This window comes from Leptolyngbya sp. UWPOB_LEPTO1 (assembly GCF_017302695.1).
In the GTDB taxonomy this organism is placed as follows: domain Bacteria; phylum Cyanobacteriota; class Cyanobacteriia; order Leptolyngbyales; family Leptolyngbyaceae; genus Leptolyngbya; species Leptolyngbya boryana.
On the sequence record NZ_JAFLCJ010000024.1, the window covers coordinates 18451 to 36347 of the forward strand.

The 17897-nt window shown below is 47.8% G+C and carries 19 protein-coding genes; 10 read left to right on the plus strand and 9 right to left on the minus strand.

The window, feature by feature from the left end:
• Positions 1-503: 503 nt before the first annotated feature.
• Complete coding sequence (locus J0L70_RS26225; protein WP_017289715.1) at positions 504-704, plus strand: DUF2811 domain-containing protein; 201 nt, start codon at positions 504-506, stop codon at positions 702-704.
• 9 nt (positions 705-713) lie between these two features.
• Positions 714-1289: a protoporphyrinogen oxidase HemJ gene (hemJ, locus tag J0L70_RS26230; protein ID WP_017289716.1), complete on the plus strand. Its 576-nt coding sequence runs from the start codon at positions 714-716 to the stop codon at positions 1287-1289.
• 82 nt (positions 1290-1371) lie between these two features.
• Here the strand turns inward: hemJ and J0L70_RS26235 are convergent, their stop codons facing one another.
• Positions 1372-1998: a DUF2996 domain-containing protein gene (locus J0L70_RS26235; protein WP_017289717.1), complete on the minus strand. Its 627-nt coding sequence runs from the start codon at positions 1996-1998 to the stop codon at positions 1372-1374.
• A gap of 79 nt (positions 1999-2077) precedes the next feature.
• On the opposite strand from J0L70_RS26235, the gene J0L70_RS26240 reads away from it, so the two are divergent.
• Complete coding sequence (locus J0L70_RS26240; protein ID WP_017289718.1) at positions 2078-2902, plus strand: alpha/beta fold hydrolase; 825 nt, start codon at positions 2078-2080, stop codon at positions 2900-2902.
• A gap of 142 nt (positions 2903-3044) precedes the next feature.
• On the opposite strand, the gene J0L70_RS26245 is transcribed toward J0L70_RS26240, so the two are convergent.
• The 5 genes from J0L70_RS26245 to carA all read right to left on the minus strand — a co-directional run bounded on the left by J0L70_RS26245 (position 3045) and on the right by carA (position 7394).
• The gene (locus tag J0L70_RS26245) at positions 3045-3323 is read right to left on the minus strand and encodes a DUF1816 domain-containing protein (protein WP_017289719.1); all 279 of its coding nucleotides are present in this window, start codon (positions 3321-3323) and stop codon (positions 3045-3047) included.
• Between the two features lie 166 nt (positions 3324-3489).
• Entirely contained in the window at positions 3490-5151 is a 1662-nt protein-coding gene (gene rlmB, locus J0L70_RS26250; protein ID WP_287456442.1) for a 23S rRNA (guanosine(2251)-2'-O)-methyltransferase RlmB, read from the minus strand.
• Between the two features lie 88 nt (positions 5152-5239).
• A complete protein-coding gene (locus J0L70_RS26255) occupies positions 5240-5635 on the minus strand; it encodes a Mini-ribonuclease 3 (protein WP_197693247.1) in 396 nt (131 codons plus the stop codon).
• Positions 5636-5804: 169 nt separating this feature from the next.
• Entirely contained in the window at positions 5805-6179 is a 375-nt protein-coding gene (locus tag J0L70_RS26260) for an STAS domain-containing protein (protein WP_026148823.1), read from the minus strand.
• A 75-nt stretch (positions 6180-6254) separates the two neighbouring features.
• Positions 6255-7394: a glutamine-hydrolyzing carbamoyl-phosphate synthase small subunit gene (gene carA / locus J0L70_RS26265; protein ID WP_017289723.1), complete on the minus strand. Its 1140-nt coding sequence runs from the start codon at positions 7392-7394 to the stop codon at positions 6255-6257.
• 127 nt (positions 7395-7521) lie between these two features.
• On the opposite strand from carA, the gene J0L70_RS26270 reads away from it, so the two are divergent.
• Positions 7522-8361 (plus strand): retropepsin-like aspartic protease family protein, encoded by an 840-nt coding sequence (locus J0L70_RS26270; protein WP_017289724.1) that lies wholly within the window; start codon positions 7522-7524, stop codon positions 8359-8361.
• Positions 8362-8593: 232 nt separating this feature from the next.
• Here J0L70_RS26270 and J0L70_RS26275 read toward each other — a convergent pair whose 3' ends face one another.
• Positions 8594-9661 (minus strand): mannose-1-phosphate guanylyltransferase, encoded by a 1068-nt coding sequence (locus tag J0L70_RS26275; protein WP_017289725.1) that lies wholly within the window; start codon positions 9659-9661, stop codon positions 8594-8596.
• 402 nt (positions 9662-10063) lie between these two features.
• Between J0L70_RS26275 and J0L70_RS26280 the strand changes: the two genes are divergently transcribed.
• From J0L70_RS26280 to J0L70_RS26290, 3 genes are all read left to right on the plus strand, one after another.
• Entirely contained in the window at positions 10064-11437 is a 1374-nt protein-coding gene (locus J0L70_RS26280) for an LCP family protein (RefSeq protein ID WP_225885684.1), read from the plus strand.
• 40 nt (positions 11438-11477) lie between these two features.
• The gene (locus J0L70_RS26285; RefSeq protein WP_287456443.1) at positions 11478-11996 is read left to right on the plus strand and encodes a pentapeptide repeat-containing protein; all 519 of its coding nucleotides are present in this window, start codon (positions 11478-11480) and stop codon (positions 11994-11996) included.
• 85 nt (positions 11997-12081) lie between these two features.
• Positions 12082-12411 carry a hypothetical protein gene (locus J0L70_RS26290; RefSeq protein ID WP_144056248.1) on the plus strand — a complete coding sequence of 110 codons (330 nt, stop codon included), beginning with the start codon at positions 12082-12084 and terminating at the stop codon, positions 12409-12411.
• Between the two features lie 77 nt (positions 12412-12488).
• Here J0L70_RS26290 and J0L70_RS26295 read toward each other — a convergent pair whose 3' ends face one another.
• A complete protein-coding gene (locus J0L70_RS26295; protein ID WP_026148825.1) occupies positions 12489-13934 on the minus strand; it encodes an MFS transporter in 1446 nt (481 codons plus the stop codon).
• Between the two features lie 163 nt (positions 13935-14097).
• On the opposite strand from J0L70_RS26295, the gene J0L70_RS26300 reads away from it, so the two are divergent.
• From J0L70_RS26300 to moeB, 3 genes are all read left to right on the plus strand, one after another.
• A complete protein-coding gene (locus tag J0L70_RS26300; protein WP_017289730.1) occupies positions 14098-15504 on the plus strand; it encodes an amidase in 1407 nt (468 codons plus the stop codon).
• Between the two features lie 176 nt (positions 15505-15680).
• On the plus strand, positions 15681-16124 hold the full coding sequence (locus J0L70_RS26305; RefSeq protein ID WP_017289732.1) for a M67 family metallopeptidase: 444 nt from the start codon (positions 15681-15683) through the stop codon (positions 16122-16124).
• 32 nt (positions 16125-16156) lie between these two features.
• Positions 16157-17335 (plus strand): molybdopterin-synthase adenylyltransferase MoeB, encoded by a 1179-nt coding sequence (gene moeB / locus J0L70_RS26310; protein ID WP_017289733.1) that lies wholly within the window; start codon positions 16157-16159, stop codon positions 17333-17335.
• Between the two features lie 89 nt (positions 17336-17424).
• On the opposite strand, the gene J0L70_RS26315 is transcribed toward moeB, so the two are convergent.
• Positions 17425-17865: an HHL1-like protein gene (locus J0L70_RS26315; RefSeq protein ID WP_017289734.1), complete on the minus strand. Its 441-nt coding sequence runs from the start codon at positions 17863-17865 to the stop codon at positions 17425-17427.
• Positions 17866-17897 lie beyond the last annotated feature (32 nt).

A 17897-nucleotide genomic window follows, 5' to 3' on the forward strand; every position in this document is an offset into this window, starting at 1 on the left:
CATATCATCCCTCGCAGAACTGCCCGAATTTCGGCACACAGTTTAACCCCAACGGAGACTGAAAATTCAAGTTTTCCACAGATCTTTACGCTACTTTTCCACAGGGTAGCGTAGTTTTCCACAGGAAAAAAGGTGATCCTGTGGAAAAACCGTGTTTACACTGAAAAAACCATCAGAAAATGTATAATAACAGGCTGTAGTGATCAGAATTCAGAAAGTGAAATCGCTGAAACCCCCATTCCATCGTCGTATTCTGCTGAAATGATCCTTTACGATACATTTTCTAGCATTGACAGAAATAAGCATTTGGAAGCACAATAAGACCGTTTCAGAAACCGCTTCAAAAACGGCTGAAACCAGTACATATGCAACGTCCTAGCCGATCTTAATGATGCAAACTCGCATCGTAAGCTCTGGCTGAACTTTTTTGTGTCGATTGAAGTTTTCCACAGCCTGTTGAAAAACCAGGCTCGTTTGTTTACATCTCCAAATCGAGAGCTTTTATGTACCCGATCATCAGCATCTTAACCGACCTTCCCGAAGCCCTTCATACCTCCTTGACCCAATATTTAGAGCAGCATCCAGATTGGGATCAAGATCAAGTTCTAACCGCCGCATTGAGCCTCTTTTTATTGCAGAATGGAGAATGCGATCGACAAATAACCTCGGTTTACCTCGATACGCTTTTCAAACACTCCACTTAATTATTTTCTATGGCATATCAGTGGTTTAAGGCGTTTCACATCGTAGGAATTGTCTGCTGGTTTGCGGGAATGTTTTATCTGCCTCGGCTCTTTGTCTACCATGCTGAAGCAAATGAACAACCCGAACCTGCCCGCAGCATTCTTAAGGCGCAGTATCAGATCATGGAGAAGCGCTTATACAGCATCATTATGACCCCAGCGATGTTACTCACAATCGCCATGGCGATTGGGCTAATTTCAACTGAACCCGATGTGTTGAAAGAGCCTTGGCTGCATGTCAAATTAGCCTGTGTTGCTCTGCTTGTGGGATATCACCATCTCTGTAAGCGCATCATGAAACAATTTGCATCAGACACTTGCAAAATGACAGGTCAGCAGTTTCGCTGGTTTAATGAGTTTCCAACGGTGTTTTTTGTGATTGTTGTGATGCTGGCGGTGTTTAAGAATAACATTCCAACCAGTGCAACGGCTTGGGGCATTTTTGCAATGACGATCGCGATGGCAGCATTCATTCAGTTGTATGCAAGAAAACGCCGCCTCGCTAAGGAACAGGAGGCGCAAGCGATCGCAGAATCTGTTTCGTGATCTCAAGTTGAATTCAAGTTGAATTCCATAAAAAATCGCGATCGTAACTTGTGCGATCGCGATTTTTTAATTCATGCTTTCACTAATTCCGTGCTAACCACTTTTGACCATTCAAGCGCTGCACTGCACCAAAAACCAAAAGGTCGAGCGAAACTTTCCGCTCATCAATCAGAAAAGACTCCATCGTACTCAGGAGATCACCCTCGGCGCACGCAAAGCCTTTCAGACCATTAATGCTTTCATCAAAGAAGTAAATGTTGAACTCGCGCAACTGCTTGTAACTCGGCTGCCACTTGCCAATCACTTGCCAACATTCTGGAGCCTGATCATATCCTTTGATCGGAATTTTGCGCTTCTCGAAATGTAGCTCTAGCGATCGAGTGCCTAATTTCTCTAGCCCTTGCTTGAGCGCCGGCAAATAATCTTGCTGAATGAACTCTCCAAATGGTTTGTCTTCAACACTAGGAGCCTTTTCTTTCTTCGCCTTTGCAGGTTTTAGCGCCTCATCAGATTTCGCAGCTTTCGGTTTTGCTGAGTTAACATTATTCTCAACGGCAGTGGGATCAGGCGCATTCGCAGAAGGAATTTCAGTCGTCGCAGATGTAGATTCGCTATGCAAGTTTTCTTTGACAACCTCCGGGACATTGCCACCGACGGTTGGTGGGAGTTCCTTGTCTTCACCTTGAGGGTTCGTTTCTTCCGTTGCCATAACACCAATTCCGTTTGGGAGTACTCGTCTTTAATAATATCGAACAGCGGCAAGTGAGCGAAAGGATTTAGGTGTCTCGATGAATCGATTTTCTTTGAAGGTTTGGATTGATGGAAGCGGGTATCCGATCCTCTGTTTGCATGGGCATCCCGGCTCAGGTCGCAGTATGAGCGTGTTTACTGAGCATTTCGCGCAACGGTTTTATACAATTTCGCCTGACCTACGTGGCTACGGACAATCCAAGACACGCGAAAACTTCGTCATGCTGGATCATCTGGATGATTTGCAGGGCGTGTTGGATCAGTATGGAATCGATCGCTGTTTAATTCTGGGTTGGTCACTGGGCGGGATCATCGCACTTGAACTTGCTGCACGATTTCCAGATCGAGTCAGCGGACTCATCTTGATTGCAACTTCCGCGCGCCCCTGGGGAGATCATCCCAAAATTAGCTTTCAGGACAATCTATTCACTGCAATTGCTGGAATTCTCAATGCAGTCCGCCCCGGTTGGCAGTGGAACATTGATACGTTTGCAAAGCGATCGCTGTTCCGTTACTTAGTCCGACACCATACACCCGCAACCTATCGCTACATTGCGAGTGATGCAATGTATGCCTTTCTCAAGACTTCGCTGGCTGCAAATCGAGCTTTGAATGCAGCGTTGAGTCCAGGTTACTATCGAGTTCAAAATTTTGAAGACATTAGCTGTCCAGTGCTCATGCTAGCAGGAGAACACGATCGACATATCACCGCGATTTCTAGTGTTGAAACTGCGAAAAATCTACCAAACTGCGAATATAAAGTTTATCCAAACACCGCGCACTTATTGCCTTGGGAGATCCCCGAAACAATCCTCGACGATATCGATCAATGGCTCGATCAACACCCTGAAAGTTGGAGGTGATCGTAGAACTTCATTCATCCACACCCCTAGTAGTTTTCTAGGCGAGGGCGATTCGGCGGTCTTCTCAAACTCTCAGATGCAGGGATCATGCCTGATAAAACGGTGTAGAGACGGCTCGCCGAACCGCCTCTACAGGAATGGTTTAATACTGGCTACTAAACACGCCGGAGACTTTAAACCCCACATCCACCTTCTCGTCGTAAATCGTCAGATTCGACGGCTTACAACGCTTTACATCAATGCGGATATTCGTTGCGCCCTCTTTCTCCAAATCTTCTACATAGCCGCCTTGATGGGTTGCTGCTGTCTTCTGGTTTGGAAAAGGACCAAAATAATACACACAGCGGGGATTATCGGTTGTCACCTCAACCCACCAGGCAAAACCGACCGCGCTAAGAAAACTTGTCCAAAGTTCATTCATAAGCCTGTTTATTTACCCAAAGAACTACCTGCAAACAGGAGCAATCATCCGTTCAAACTGCAAACTTTGAGAAGCATCATGCCTAGATTGTGCATCCGATCGACGGTTCAGTGCTGTGCTTGATGTTTCAAAACTGGAGTTCAAACTTCTTTATACTCCGTTACACTTAACTTTTCAATCCAAAAGTTGGCTTAAGTCCATCAATGTGGATGGTGCTTTCCCAGCGTTGGCGGAACACTTCATAAAGTGCCATTCCTGCTGCTACAGAAGCATTTAAGCTGGGCGTTGTGCCTTGTAGTGGAACTGAGACCAGTACATCACACCCGCGCTGCACCACTAATCCTAAACCTTCCCCTTCTGCACCGATTACCACCACAGCAGCTTTCGCAAATTTTACCGTATGAATCGGCTGACTGGATTCAGAAGCTGTGCCATAAATCCAAAATCCTGCTGATTTTAAATCTTCCAAAGCACGCGCAAGATTGACGACACGGGCAACTGGGAGTTTTTCGATCGCACCTGCTGCAACCTTCATCACAGTTGAGGTTACGCCAACAGCACGCCGTTGCGGGATCACGATCCCCTGTGCTCCTAAAGCTTCGGCTGTCCGAATGATTGCACCTAAGTTATGGGGATCAGTAATCCCATCAGCAACGACAATCACAGGCTGATCGGTTGCTGCTTTAGCTCGCACAATTAAATTGTCTAGCTCGGTGTACTCATAAGCTGCAACTTGGGCTGCGATCCCCTGATGATTGGCACCATGCGTAATTTGATCCAATCGTTTCGGGGTTACTTCATCAATGACAGTTCCGTTGGCTTTTGCTTGGTTTAGTAAAGACAAATAGCGGGGATCGTAATGCAGCTTTTCAGTTACCCAAATTCGGTTTAAAGTGCGCTCTCCCTGTAGAGCAGTTAAGACAGGATGGCGACCATAGAGCAGATCGGGTTCTTCATTGCTTTCAAAAGGTTCATCATGTGAAACGAAATGCGAAGGAATATCATCGCGCGCTTGTTCAGCTAAGAAGCGATCGCGCTTCTCAAATCGTGAGTCTGATCCAGGTGCAGACCGATCAAATTTCCGCCCCCCGAACTCACCTCTTGGGCGATCAAAGCTCCGTTCTTGTCGCTCACCCGCGGGACGGTCAAAGTTGCGCTCTTTCCGTTGTTCGCCCTTAAATCCGTCTCTTGGACGGTCAAAGTTGCGCTCACGGCTTTCGTAGCCGCCACGTCGTTCTCTTCTTTCGCCGTTGAACTCACGATTCGGACGATCGAAGTTGCGCTCTCTTCTCTCACCATTAAATTCACGGTTGGGACGATCGAAGCTGCGTTTTTCGCCGTTGAACTCGCCTTTGGGACGGTCAAAGTTGCGCTCTCTTCTCTCGCCATTGAATTCACGGTTGGGGCGATCGAAGCTGCGTTTTTCGCCGTTGAACTCGCCTTTGGGACGGTCAAAGTTGCGCTCTCTTCTCTCGCCATTAAATTCTGAACGATCCCGCCCACGTGTGTCGGAGCCATCGCGTTTTTCAAAGCGTCGTTCACCTGAATCATTGCGATTCGGACGATCGAAGCTGCGCTCTTTGCGCTCATATCGGCGCTCACCGGAACCCTCATTGCGATCCCGTGCAGAGTTATCGCGTTTTTCAAAGCGTTGCTCACCCGAATCGTAAGAGCGGCGCTCAGGGCGAGAATCGCGATCGAAACTGCCCTCACTGTCGCGACGTTTAGGAGCACCAACCCGCTTGCCCTTAAACTTCGGTTTGCCTCCACCAGCATCGCGATTTGCTCGACCCTTGGAATTGGAGTTGCGTCTATCGGAAGTAGCCATAATGATTTAATCCTGTTGAAGAGAAGGCGAAGAGATACGAATTTGAGACGAGCAGTAACCTTCGCCTCAAGCTTAGTATTGATTCTGTTTACTGAAGGTCGAGAAATCCTAGTAACTCAGACAAACGATCGGGGTTAGTGAGATAGAGATAGCCAATCAGTGCTTCCAAACTGGTGGCAAGCTGATAAATTTCCGGCTCAAGTCGTTTCGGGCGGTTTAAAGCGGCATTGCGACCTCGTTTGACAAACTCATGTTCAGCTTCGCTTAAGTGGGGCATGAGCGATCGTAAATGCGCGGCTTGGGACTCCGCCTTTACATGCGACACAACTTGCCGATGATAATCTTCAGAACGCTTCGGTGGCAAGAGAAACTGCCTCCGAATATACAGTTCGTAAACTGCATCTCCCAAATAGGCAAATGCAGCCGGAGAAAGACGCTGGATCTCAGACGAGGAAGGAGCAGACAACCCTGGAGACAATTCCAAAAAACCTAACTCATTTGAGATCACATCTGTTCTAGCTCCACGTGAGAAATCAAGCTTACTGATCCTAGCAGACCATGAAAAAACCGACTATTCGAGCGCAGACGAATAGCGGTCTAACTTCGAGAGGCTCAGCAAATAGAATTCGCTAGACTCCTGAAAATGTATCGACTTAAGAGGCAGATTGAATATTTTCAATCGCCGTTTCCACAGACGGTTGTAAAGCAAGAAATTGCTCTAGGCGAACTAGCTTCACGGTCTGTGTAACCCGTGCATTCGTGACAATCTGCAAGGTTCCAGAGGCTTGTTGCGCTTTTTTAGCGACCTGCACCAAAGCGCCCAAACCCGAACTATCCACAAAGTCGATTTTGGATAAATCTAAAACAACGTGCTTAGGACCATCCTCAATACACTTCGTCAGCACCTTCCGGAAGGTCGGTTCAGAAAAGGCATCAAGTTGCCCTACGAGGCGAAAGAGTTGATATGTATTGTCCCTAACTTCGCGTGTGCCTCGAAGACTGACTGTTAGGGTTAGTTGCTCAGGAATAGCCCCCTCCTACCATAATTGAAAAATCAAATATATAATTCGACGCTCCAGTATACCCTCTTACTGCAGACTTGACTACTGTTTGTTTTCGCGCATCGATTGCACGAAGTTCTCGAACAGATAATCGGCATCATGTGGACCTGGACTTGCCTCTGGATGGTACTGCACCGAAAACATTGGTAACGTCTTGTGGCGCAGTCCTGCAACTGTTTTGTCGTTCAAATTCAAATGTGTAATCTCGACAGTCGCGTCAGAGAGAGAATTCGCATCAATGGCGAATCCATGATTTTGACTGGTAATTTCAATTTGCTGACTCAAGCCACAGGGTTGATTTAATCCCCGATGTCCGAATTTGAGCTTGAAGGTTTCCGCTCCCAGAGACAATCCTAAAATTTGGTGTCCCATGCAAATCCCAAATAGAGGTTTTTGAGCTTCCAGTAATGCTTTGGTTGTCGCAATTCCTTCAGTGACGGCGGCGGGATCGCCAGGTCCATTGGAAAGGAAAATGCCGTCAGGATTGTATTTGAGGATTTCTTCGGGTGGGGTGTCAACGGGCACAACGATGACTCGGCAGCCGTAGCTTGCTAAGCGCCGCAGAATATTGCGCTTGACTCCGAAATCGATCGCGACGACGGTCAGGGGTTCTTCTTGGGTTTGAGCCGTGCTGCTAAATTCCCAAATCGTCTCTGTTTTTTCTGACCACTCGTAAACTTTGTCGGTGGAAACTTCTTTGACGAGATTTAATCCAGCCATACTGGGAGCGTTCTGAACTTGTTCTAACAGTTCGCCGGGATCGAGAATTTCAGTTGAGATTGCGCCATTCATCGCCCCTGCCGATCGCAGTTTGCGGGTTAGGGCACGCGTGTCAATCCCATAAATTCCCAGGAGTCGATGCTGTTTGAGATAATCGCTGAGCGTCGCTGTCGATCGCCAATTGCTCGGACGCTCACAGATATTTCTCGCAATTACACCCCGCACATGCGGGACATCTGACTCTTCGTCTTCTGGGTTGACTCCAGTATTTCCCAGTTCTGGATAAGTGAACGTGACGATTTGACCGCGATAGCTGGGATCGGTCATGACTTCCTGATAACCCGTCATTCCAGTATTAAAAACGACTTCTCCGATCGTGGTTCCGGTTGCGCCGAACGAGAATCCGCGATACGTCGTTCCATCGGCAAGCACAAGTAAAGCAGGCTGAACAGCAGAAGACATAAACAGGAGCAACTTCTAAAAAATCCTATCCATTATTTCATGTCTGTTTCAGGTTGCAAGGATTACCTAAGCTTTTACATAGATTTTGAGGGAACGCTAAGACAGACAGACTTCGGACGTCGGAACTATGCTCAGATTTGGAACTTGCGTGATTTTGCCGCTGTTAATGGCGACCTCGGCTGCAATCGGGGTGGGCTGTAGTCGGATGCAATTGACACAGACGCGATCGCTTCAAGTTGCGACACCTCCTGCTCCCCCCAAGCCAACTCCGACTCCGGAGACGATCGAAGATTTTTATCAATCGGCTCTCGACAGTGCTGCTAGTGCGCGATCAATTAGCCAATCGGCGCTGTCTCCAGAAGATTGGCAATTAGTGGCGAGTCGGTGGAAAAGTGCGATCGCCGCACTCAAACAAGTTCCTAAATCTGATCCCAATCGCAAATTCGTCAACCAGAAACTTGGGGAATTTAATCAAGCTTTGGCAAATGCTGAGGATCGGGCTGCTCGAACTGGCAAAGAAAAAGTAGCAGTGCTTGACCCAGGGATTAAAGTTGATCCAGCCTTGTCGTCTAAAGAGATCGCGACGATTGCAGCCCAACGATCGCGCACGTTACAAGTCCCAATTAAATACCGAAAGAATAATATTCCGGTCGTGGATGTGTTGTTTAACAATCGTCAGCGATTTGAAATGATGGTGGATACTGGGGCTTCGGCAACAATGATCACCCAAGAAATGGCACGACAGTTGGGTGCTCGATCAATTGGTGAAACTCAAGCGATGACGGCAGCAGGTGTGACCACCGTGCAAATTGCAATGGTGCAATCGATGTCGGTGTCAGGTAAGACGATTCGAGATGTCCCAGTCTCGATCGGTCCTATGGATATCGGGCTTTTAGGTCACGATTTCTTTGGAGATTGCGATATTACGATCAAGCGTAATGTCGTCGAGTTTGGTAAGTGTGGTTAGGTCTTTCTAAGTGTTTTGATACTCAGTGCCGCGTGTGCCGAATTCTTTCTCGATCGCGGTATAGGTGCTTTAGTCGTCAACCGCATTTATTTTTGGGAGGGGGGAGTGGGGAGTAGCAGCTATAGAGTTTAGATCTAGAGTTCAGTTCTTGACCCTATCTCCCTATCCCCGAACCGCAGCTTGAGCGCAAAGAGCCTGAAAGTATGTAAGCCTCCAGGTTTTGCAAGATTATTCAGAGCAGTCCTTGAAATTCAGATCGCTCTTGAATGGTTTTCAGCACGGCTTTAATCTCTTGCGTCCGGTCTTTTTTCACAATGAGTGTGACTTTCCCATCCCGGACGACGACAGTATCGTCTAGTCCGATTGTCACAATTAATTCATCCTCATCTGAGGTGTAAACAATTGCGCCGCTCGTATCAAGACAAACATGCTGTCCGAATTCGACATTCGGATGATCCGCTGATTTCATCAATCGCTCGATCGCGCCCCAATCTCCCAAATCGTCCCAACTAAATTGCACCGGAAGCACACAGGCACGATCGGTCTTTTCCATCACTGCGTAGTCAATGCTGAGCTTGGGGAGAGTCGAATATGCGTCAATTCCTTTCTCTTCTAGGAGTTGAATGATTTCAGGAGCGTGTTGGTGCAATTCAGCGAGCATCACGCTGGCTAGAAACACAAACATCCCGCCATTCCAGCTAAAACGTCCACTGCTGACAAATGTTTCTGCAGTATCTTTATCCGGCTTTTCTGTAAAGCGATCGACCTTAAATGCCGGATAGGCTTGACCAAATAACCCAATCTTTTCACCCTGCTCGATATAGCCGTAGCCTGTCGCGGCATGAGTTGGCGCAATGCCTAATGTGACGATCGCTGAATGCTCAACTGCCGCCTCTACTGCCGCCATCAACGTGGCTTCAAAAATATCCTGCTCGGCAATCCAGTGATCCGCAGGGAAAAATCCGGTCACGACATCTTTGCCGTAGCGTTTTGCCACTTCGACCGTACTCCAAGCCACAGCCGGAGCGGTATCACGCCCTTCTGGCTCCACCAAAATATTTGCTTCTGGTAGCTCCGGTAACTGTTCGCGCACACCATCTGCCAAATGCGAAGCGGTCACGACCCAGAGATTGTCCCAACCGCCTGCTGTTTTTAATAAGCGATCGGCCGTTGTTTGTAACAAACTCCGTCCACTGCCATCGAGACAAAGAAACTGTTTTGGACGCTGTTTGCGGCTGAGGGGCCAAAACCGCTCACCTTTTCCACCCGCTAAAATAATCGGAACCAGAGATTGAGTCATAAGCGCACTCAGTAATTCGGGGCTAAACGATTTGGATTGTAATCAATGTCAGCACATTCTGAAGGTGCTGACTGCGATCTTTGCTGACTCTTCTAATTTTCCCAAGCTTGGTCTTATTTTCTGGTGAGTTCTACGGTTCTCTCCGGACTACAACTCCAGTATTGTGATTCCGATCGTAGGGAGACTAGCCGAAAGTCGAAGTTCGAGTGTAAAATTCCCAGGAAATGCTTAAGTTCGGACAAATCGCGTTTTTGTAGCCCAGACTACAAGCGGTTTTCACTCAGATTAACGAGAAAATCTATTTCCAAAAGCTGAAGGAAATTGAAAATTTTCTGGTTAAGATAACGAACAATATAGTTCTGGCGATCGTTTTGACCGAGATGTTTTTGAGGTGTGAGCGGAGTGAAAGAGTCTAGAAGCCAACCGACGCTAGATCCCACTAGTGTGCCTGGGCAGTCTATCCCGGCAAAATCTCGGCTGCCTGTTCCAGTGGAACCGCCTCGCCCAAAGCCTTCTCTGACTAAGACGTTGACTTGGATTGCTGCCTTTTTAGGGGCAACGACGATTTCTGCAATGCTTGGAACCACGCTTGCCCTGCTTGCTCCGATTCCAGGTGCGGCTCCAGAGCAAGGTCGGAAGCTGCTTGGCGACTTGTGGAGCAGCGGATTTCAGTACAAGATTTCTCGTCCGGTGAACGTTCTGGTGATGGGAATTGATCGGGTTGTGGACGCTAAGCCTGGTTCGGACGAAGTCTTTTCAGGTCGCAGCGATACGATGCTGTTGCTCCGACTTGATCCAACAGATAATTCGGTGAATGTGCTGTCGATTCCTCGCGACACTCAAGTCGAAGTTCCAGGAATTGGTGTGACAAAGATCAACCAAGCCAATGCCAGTGGTGGCCCTCTTCTTGCTCGCGAGACGATTAGTAAAACGCTCAATGGCGTAGAAGTCGATCGCTATGTTCGCGTCAGCACCGATGCGTTTCGTGAATTAGTTGATTTAGTTGGCGGTATCGATGTGTATGTTCCGCAGCGGATGGAATATACAGATAACACTCAAAAACTCAAGATCGATCTTCAGCCAGGTTGGCAAACTTTGGATGGTGCGAAAGCAGAACAGTTCGCTCGATTCCGCCACGATTCGTTCGGTGACATCGGGCGGGTACAGCGTCAGCAAGCTCTGATCAAGGCACTGCGGGCTAAATTGACGAATCCGTTGATTCTGCCGCGTATTCCAAACCTGGTTAGCATGATGCAGAAGTACATTGATACGAATCTCAGCATGGAAGAAATGCTGGCGTTGGTCAACTTTGGGCAAAAGCTGGATAAAGATGACTTTAAAATGGTGCTGTTGCCTGGACGGTTTAGTGCTCCGAATGAGTTTCGTGCCAGCTATTGGATTATGGATGAGCAGGGACGCGATCGCGTCATGCAAGAGTATTTCAAAGCTTCTACTGCAACTGCTGACGAACTCCCGCTGGCAAATCTGAAAATTGCCATTCAGAATGCTTCTAATGATCCCCAAGCTGGTGCGCAATTTGCGCAGTACTTGAGCACGCTAGGGTATACCAACGTTTACCAAGCTGAGAACTGGCAAGATCTCCAGCAAAAAACTCAAATTATCGTGCAAAAAGGCGACTTGCAAGGTGCGAAAGTGCTGCAGGGGGAATTGGGATTTGGCAAGGTTGAAGCCACTTCGACCGGAGAGCTGGATTCAGATTTGACGATTCGGATTGGCAGCGACTGGAGCGCTATGCGGTCTAAACTGCCTCAGTAGTCGTTAAGCTTGAGATAGCCCAATACTTCGGTTTGTCCTCATGTTTTTAGCGATTCCGCGATCGATCAGGCGTTTCATTTATGCGCTGCTAATTTTGGTATTAGCCTGGTTCTGGATTCTTATGGGCGCAAGCCCTGCTTATGCTGAAACCAAATTTCTCAATTACTCGAATGCCAATTTGACAGGTCAAGATCTCTCGAATCAAGATTTTGAAGGTGGAGTGTTTGTTTCGGCAGAGATGCGAGAGACAAATTTCAAAGGCGCAAATCTGAAAAATTCGATGCTCACCAAAGGAAATTTGTTGGGTGCCGATTTGAGTGGAGCAAATTTGCAGGGATCGTTGATCGATCGAGTGACGCTCTACAAAGCAAATCTCAGCAATGCGATTTTAGTTGGAGCGACCTTGACAAACACGATTTTAGATGAAGCAGAAATTACCGGGGTCGATTTTACGGATTCGATCCTCGATCGCTATACAACGGCACAACTGTGTAAACGGGCGGCTGGAACGAATCCGATGACGGGTGTGGATACTCGTGAAAGTTTAGGCTGTCGTTAGGTGTAATTTTTTGGGTCGATCGGTGAACTCTAGACAGTGAATCTTCGGATAGAGATTGGAGTTCATTTCGTCAATGCAGAAAACCATGTTTGACTTGAAACATTTCGTACGATTTTGCTTCTTGCTGGTGATCGGATTGCTGATTTGTCTGATTCCAATTACGATCGCGACTCCGTTGCGTGCTCATGCTGCGTTTGAGGCAGGGATGACGATGACGAAGCTTGACGCGATGCAGCGATACAAGATGGGACATTATGCCGCTGCGATCGAGATGTGGACTCGTGTATTAGAGAACACGACAGATCCTACGGAGCGATCAGAACTGAAGACGAATATTCAGAAGGCACAACAGGATTTAGCGCAGCAGCAATTGGAACGCAAAAAACAACTAGAGCAGCAAAAACCAGCGAGTTAATTCAGCATTACTCAATTTAGAACTCCGAGCTTTTAAAACTCGGAGTTTTTTGTACAGTAGGTTTGCAACCCGCAGCATCAAGATTTTTCTGACAGTTGTAAATCGACTTGATCCTTCGCAAAATACGATCGTAGAACCTGCCGGACTGATCGCCCTCCCCTTTCCTGCACCCAAATTAACGGCGCGAGCGCCACAAATCGGACGATCGTAGAAATCAAAAATAATCCGGGCAACCCGCCATAATTGGCAAGCTCTGCGAGAAATCCGCCTGCTGTCGTTCCCAACGCACCGCTGACACCCGCGATCGCAGCCGCCAGTGCAAAATATGTCGATTGATTTTGCAGGGGTGCGATTTCAAGCTGAATATTGTTATTGCAAAGGTCGATCGCAGCCCAAGTTCCGCCCGCTAAGATGTGCAGCAACGGCAACCACAGCCAGAGAGATAGCAGATCCGTTCCTGTCCCCAGCCAGAAAATCGGAGTTGCTGCAACGAGCACGCCAACGCTGAGGAGCAAAAATCGATTGCCTACGCGATCGGCAATTCTTCCCCAAAAAACGAGCATCAGCAAATTTGCCGCAGAAGTCAGACTGCTATAAATCGTCACCCAACTCACATCCAAGCCCAAATTATCGAGCAAATAGAGATTAAAAAAGGGCGCACTCAAATTGACTGCAAACATCCAAACGCTGAAGTAAATCAGAAATCGGACAAAATTGGCATCTTTGAGAACGGTGATTAAAGGAATTGCATCGGTCGCGATCTCATCGGAAGCCGTCACGGCTTTCTGCTGCTCTTGCGGATTCACATCGTTCATAAACCACTGAAATCCGAGACTGAGAATTCCCGCCACAATGCCGAACACTAAGATGACTCCGTACCCCAAAATCGATCCGGTTGCAAATTTCGAGACTAAAAATCCACCCAGTGGCACGCTAATTAAACAAGTGAGATTTGCCGCACTGTTACGAATGCTGAAATATCGACCGCGTAAGCGTCTGGGAACCAGCGCCGCGAGCCAAGACAGCCAGGAAGCCCCGCCCAAAGCGCCTAAAAAATGCGTGCAAAAGACGATCGCTAAAGTGAAAAGAACGAGCGTATGATCCGCAATTTTTCCAGCAGTAAATAAGCCAATACAAATTGGCAATAAAAGCCAGATTAATCGAGAAGGCGTATAAATGGCCAGACAGTAATTATGGCGGCTAGTCGTACGATCGCCGAGCCAAGCTCCGAGCGGTTGCAGCAAATTCGCCATCATGGGAATCGAAGCAGATAACCCAATTTCAACCGGACTGGCATGAAGTTCAACTAAGAAATTACTGAGGAGGACTCCTCCAGCAATATTGGAGAAGACTGCGGCAAAGATCCCATCTAAAGTAGAGGCGCGCAGGCTCGATCGAATTTCACTCTTAGAAAATCTCGATTCGGGCATTGCAGCCAACGGAAAAACGGCTTCACTGCCTGTAATTGGCTCTGGGGACTCTGTAATATGTGCGGGAGTGGGGGTAATCGGTAATGGCTCCACAGAATAACCTCGACGATCCGTGCCTGCGCTTCCAAAAAGTTTAAATTTAAATGTCACTTGGGATCGATCTCTCTTAGAAATCTCATGCCACAATTCCAATCAAATTAGAACCCAGTATTCGTTACATTGCTTCTTAAATTACTCTGCCTCAAGGTCGTATTTTATGGATTCTGTTGATTTAGCTTTTAGCTCAGCCCTTGATCAAGCAAAACTCGTTCGGAATAAAGAAATTTCTCCGCTTGAACTCACCCAGCTTTACCTAGATCGAATCGAGAAATTTAATCCGCGATTAGGCAGTTTTTATACTGTGATGCGAGAGCAAGCGATCGCAGAAGCCCAGACGAAAACGAATCAGCTATCAGACGTGGAAATACCGCCGTTTCATGGAGTGCCGATCGCGATTAAAGATCTCAATGCAGTTGACGGCGTGCCCTGTTCTTATGGCTTGAAAGTTGCAAAGCAGCGACTTGCGACGCAGGACGACCTCGTGGTCAAAAAACTGAAACAAGCTGGATTTATTATTTTGGGGAAAACCGCAACGGCTCAGCTTGGTTCTTTTCCTTATACCGAACCGCCTGGATTTCCACCTGCCCGCAATCCTTGGAATTTAGACTATACACCTGGGGGATCGAGTGGGGGATCATCTTCGGCAGTTGCAGCAGGACTATGTGGAATTGCTCAAGGCAGTGATGGCGGGGGATCAGTTCGAGGTCCAGCGGCGTGTTGTGGGTTAGTCGGACTCAAACCCTCACGCGGTCGGATTTCGATGGCTCCCATCGGTGAAGCTTTCTCAGGATTTGCCGTGAATGGAGTCTTATCGCGAACTGTGGCGGATGCCGCCGCCTTTTTAGATATGACAGAAGGCTATGTCACGGGTGATCCCTATTGGCTTCCTTCCCCTGAGACTTCTTTTCTCGAGTCAACTCGACAGGAGTTAGAACCGTTAAAAATTGGATTAGTGACCGCGATCGAGCCTGCTGGAAAAGCCGATCGCGACTGCTTAGCAGCGGTGATGAAAACGGCACGGCTGCTTGAAGAAATGGGACATTCGATCGAAGAAATTACTCCAGATTTAAGCGACATGATCGAACCGTTTATGATTGCTTGGCGCAATCAAACCGATGTAGGAGTACCGCCCTTTTTGCTTGAAAAAGTGAATCAATGGTTATGGTGGCGCGCAAAATTTACGCCTGCGAGCCGATTGGTACGGTCGCAGCAGCAACTGCAAATTTTCGCTCGTAAAATCGTCAAGATGTTTGATCAATTTGATGTCTTGTTAACCCCAACCTACATGCATCCAACGATTCGAGTTGGGGAATGGAAAAATCTCAGCCCGATGAGAACGATCGACGAAATTATCAAATGGATTGCCCCTTGTCCGGCATTCAATGTCTCCGGGCAGCCTGGAATCAGTTTACCAGCGGGATTTGATCAAAATGGGTTACCGATCGGCATTCAGCTTGTCGGTCGTCCAGCAGACGAAGCAACGATTCTGGCATTGGCGGCGCAATTGGAAACGATACAACCTTGGGCACATCTTCGCCCCGAAGCATTCTCATCATCTTCATAAAAATCAATCGTCAATCTTCCAACTCCCTTACCCCTGAATCCCTTAGAATAAGTATCTGATTTAACGCAAATTTCGATCGGACTTTCGCTTCGCTTGCACTTTGTCCGTCCATAGAAAGCGGATCGAGTTGGCAACGTGGCGACTGATCGAGCTTGCATTCACCCTGAATCAGCATCATGCCCGTGATTCTCAGACTCAACGCTCAGCACATCATGAGCATTCGTGCTCATGCCGAACGCACCTATCCCGAAGAGTGCTGCGGGTTGCTGTTAGGCAAGAGTGACCCCACTGGGAAAACCGTCATGGAAGTGAAAGCCACGAAGAATGGATGGAATGACGACCAGAATGATCTGACGAAAATGCGTCGATACGAAATTGCTCCCGCAGAAATGCTGGCGGTCATGCAAGAAGCTCGATCGCACAATCTTGAGATTATCGGGATCTATCATTCTCATCCGAATCATCCGGCAATCCCTTCAGAATGCGATCGTGCCGCTGCCTGGTCACAGTACAGTTATGCGATCGTTTCAGTTTTGAATGGAACTTCGGCTGATCTTCAAAGCTGGAGCCTCGACGATCGGCAAGTTTTCCAACCTGAAAGCCTGCTGATAACTCCCTAGAAAACGATTGTCAACTTGTTCAGCAACGCATCATGTTAAATCCAAATCTGGACGAGATCCAGTTAACTCAAGATGATATTGCCCGATACTCCAGGCATTTAATTTTGCCGGAAGTTGGGGTCGATGGACAGAAACGCCTAAAAGCAGCCAGCGTTCTTTGTATTGGAACGGGTGGCTTGGGGTCGCCTTTATTGCTGTATCTTGCTGCTGCCGGGATTGGACGGATCGGGATTGTCGATTTTGATGTCGTCGATCACTCGAATTTGCAACGGCAAGTCATTCACGGCACATCGTGGGTCGGCAAACCGAAGATCGAATCAGCTAAGAATCGGATTCACGAAATTAATCCATTCTGCCAAGTTGATTTGTATGAAACGCGCCTCAGTTCGGAAAATGCGCTCGATATCGTCGCGCCTTACGACATCGTGGTGGATGGAACGGATAATTTCCCGACTCGGTATTTGGTCAATGATGCCTGCGTGCTGTTGAACAAACCGAATGTATATGGTTCGATTTTCCGCTTTGAAGGACAGGCAACGGTCTTTAACTACGAGGGCGGACCGAACTATCGAGATTTGTATCCAGAACCCCCGCCACCTGGATTGGTTCCGTCTTGCGCCGAAGGTGGAGTCTTGGGAATTTTGCCGGGTATTATCGGTGTGATTCAAGCGACTGAGACGGTCAAGATCATTTTGGGTACAGGCGAAACATTAAGCGGGCGACTGATGCTTTACAATGCGCTCGATATGAAGTTCCGCGAGTTGAAACTGCGCCCAAATCCAGTGCGTCCTGTGATTGAGAAATTAATCGATTACGAGATGTTCTGTGGCATTCCTCAAGCTAAAGCTGCCGAAGAACAGGAAAAAGCCAATATGCAAGAAGTGACTGTTCAGGAATTGAAGCAACTGATCGACAGTGGTGCGATCGGAAGCGAATACGTTCTTCTCGATGTCCGCAATCCAAACGAGTACGATATCGCTAAGATCCCTGGCTCTGTCTTGATTCCGCTGCCTGACATCGAAAATGGTGATGGCGTTGCGAAAGTCAAAGAATTGCTGAATGGGCACAAGCTCATTGCTCATTGCAAGATGGGAGGCCGATCAGCGAAAGCGCTCGGCATTCTCAAGTCTTCAGGAATTGATGGCATCAATGTGAAAGGTGGGATTACTGCCTGGAGCAAAGAAATCGATTCCTCTGTGCCGGAATACTAAATTAACCTGATTGGATCTTGAAGGACTCGGAGTTTTGAACGCTCCGAGTCCTTTCTAATTTCAAGATGCTCAAGCTAAGCAGATGGGCATTATTTTGCTTTGCTGAATAATCCGCCGATTTTTTCGCCCACCGAGGCGATCGCACCTTGCAGCACTCCGGGAACTCCAGGTGTCGGGCGGACGGCTAATTGAATTTCTTCGTCTTTAAATTCTTTCAAGCGATAGCCATATTCCAGCGATTCGCGCTCTTTGCGTAAGCCAGGGAAGAGACGGAATGCGCCTTTTAAGAGTTCTTCTTCGTTGGCGTAAATGGCTGCACTGATTTGAGAGGAGCGTTTTACCGCGATCGCGCCAATGGGAAACCATTGCAGTTTCTTTTTGCCCTGGACTCGGAGGTAGATCTCATATTCGGGGAGCCCTTTCGATTTGAAGTCGTCAAACTGCTTCGAGGCTTGGGCACGTTTTGCCGTCCCAGTCGTTTGCTTCTTCTCTTTATGAACCTTTTTTCCGAATCCAGGAGAGCTTGTCATAATCTCAAGTTAGAAGTGTCCTTATTAACAAA

Coding starts and splice junctions, on each gene's coding strand:
- rlmB (WP_287456442.1), bottom strand. CDS start 5,151: ATGGCTACTTCCGATAGACGCAACTCCAATTCCAAGGGTCGAGCAAAT.
- J0L70_RS26275 (WP_017289725.1), bottom strand. CDS start 9,661: ATGACTCAATCTCTGGTTCCGATTATTTTAGCGGGTGGAAAAGGTGAG.
- J0L70_RS26240 (WP_017289718.1), top strand. CDS start 2,078: ATGAATCGATTTTCTTTGAAGGTTTGGATTGATGGAAGCGGGTATCCG.
- J0L70_RS26300 (WP_017289730.1), top strand. CDS start 14,098: ATGGATTCTGTTGATTTAGCTTTTAGCTCAGCCCTTGATCAAGCAAAA.
- J0L70_RS26305 (WP_017289732.1), top strand. CDS start 15,681: ATGCCCGTGATTCTCAGACTCAACGCTCAGCACATCATGAGCATTCGT.
- carA (WP_017289723.1), bottom strand. CDS start 7,394: ATGTCTTCTGCTGTTCAGCCTGCTTTACTTGTGCTTGCCGATGGAACG.
- J0L70_RS26290 (WP_144056248.1), top strand. CDS start 12,082: ATGTTTGACTTGAAACATTTCGTACGATTTTGCTTCTTGCTGGTGATC.
- J0L70_RS26235 (WP_017289717.1), bottom strand. CDS start 1,998: ATGGCAACGGAAGAAACGAACCCTCAAGGTGAAGACAAGGAACTCCCA.
- J0L70_RS26285 (WP_287456443.1), top strand. CDS start 11,478: ATGTTTTTAGCGATTCCGCGATCGATCAGGCGTTTCATTTATGCGCTG.
- hemJ (WP_017289716.1), top strand. CDS start 714: ATGGCATATCAGTGGTTTAAGGCGTTTCACATCGTAGGAATTGTCTGC.
- moeB (WP_017289733.1), top strand. CDS start 16,157: ATGTTAAATCCAAATCTGGACGAGATCCAGTTAACTCAAGATGATATT.
- J0L70_RS26315 (WP_017289734.1), bottom strand. CDS start 17,865: ATGACAAGCTCTCCTGGATTCGGAAAAAAGGTTCATAAAGAGAAGAAG.
- J0L70_RS26225 (WP_017289715.1), top strand. CDS start 504: ATGTACCCGATCATCAGCATCTTAACCGACCTTCCCGAAGCCCTTCAT.
- J0L70_RS26270 (WP_017289724.1), top strand. CDS start 7,522: ATGCTCAGATTTGGAACTTGCGTGATTTTGCCGCTGTTAATGGCGACC.
- J0L70_RS26245 (WP_017289719.1), bottom strand. CDS start 3,323: ATGAATGAACTTTGGACAAGTTTTCTTAGCGCGGTCGGTTTTGCCTGG.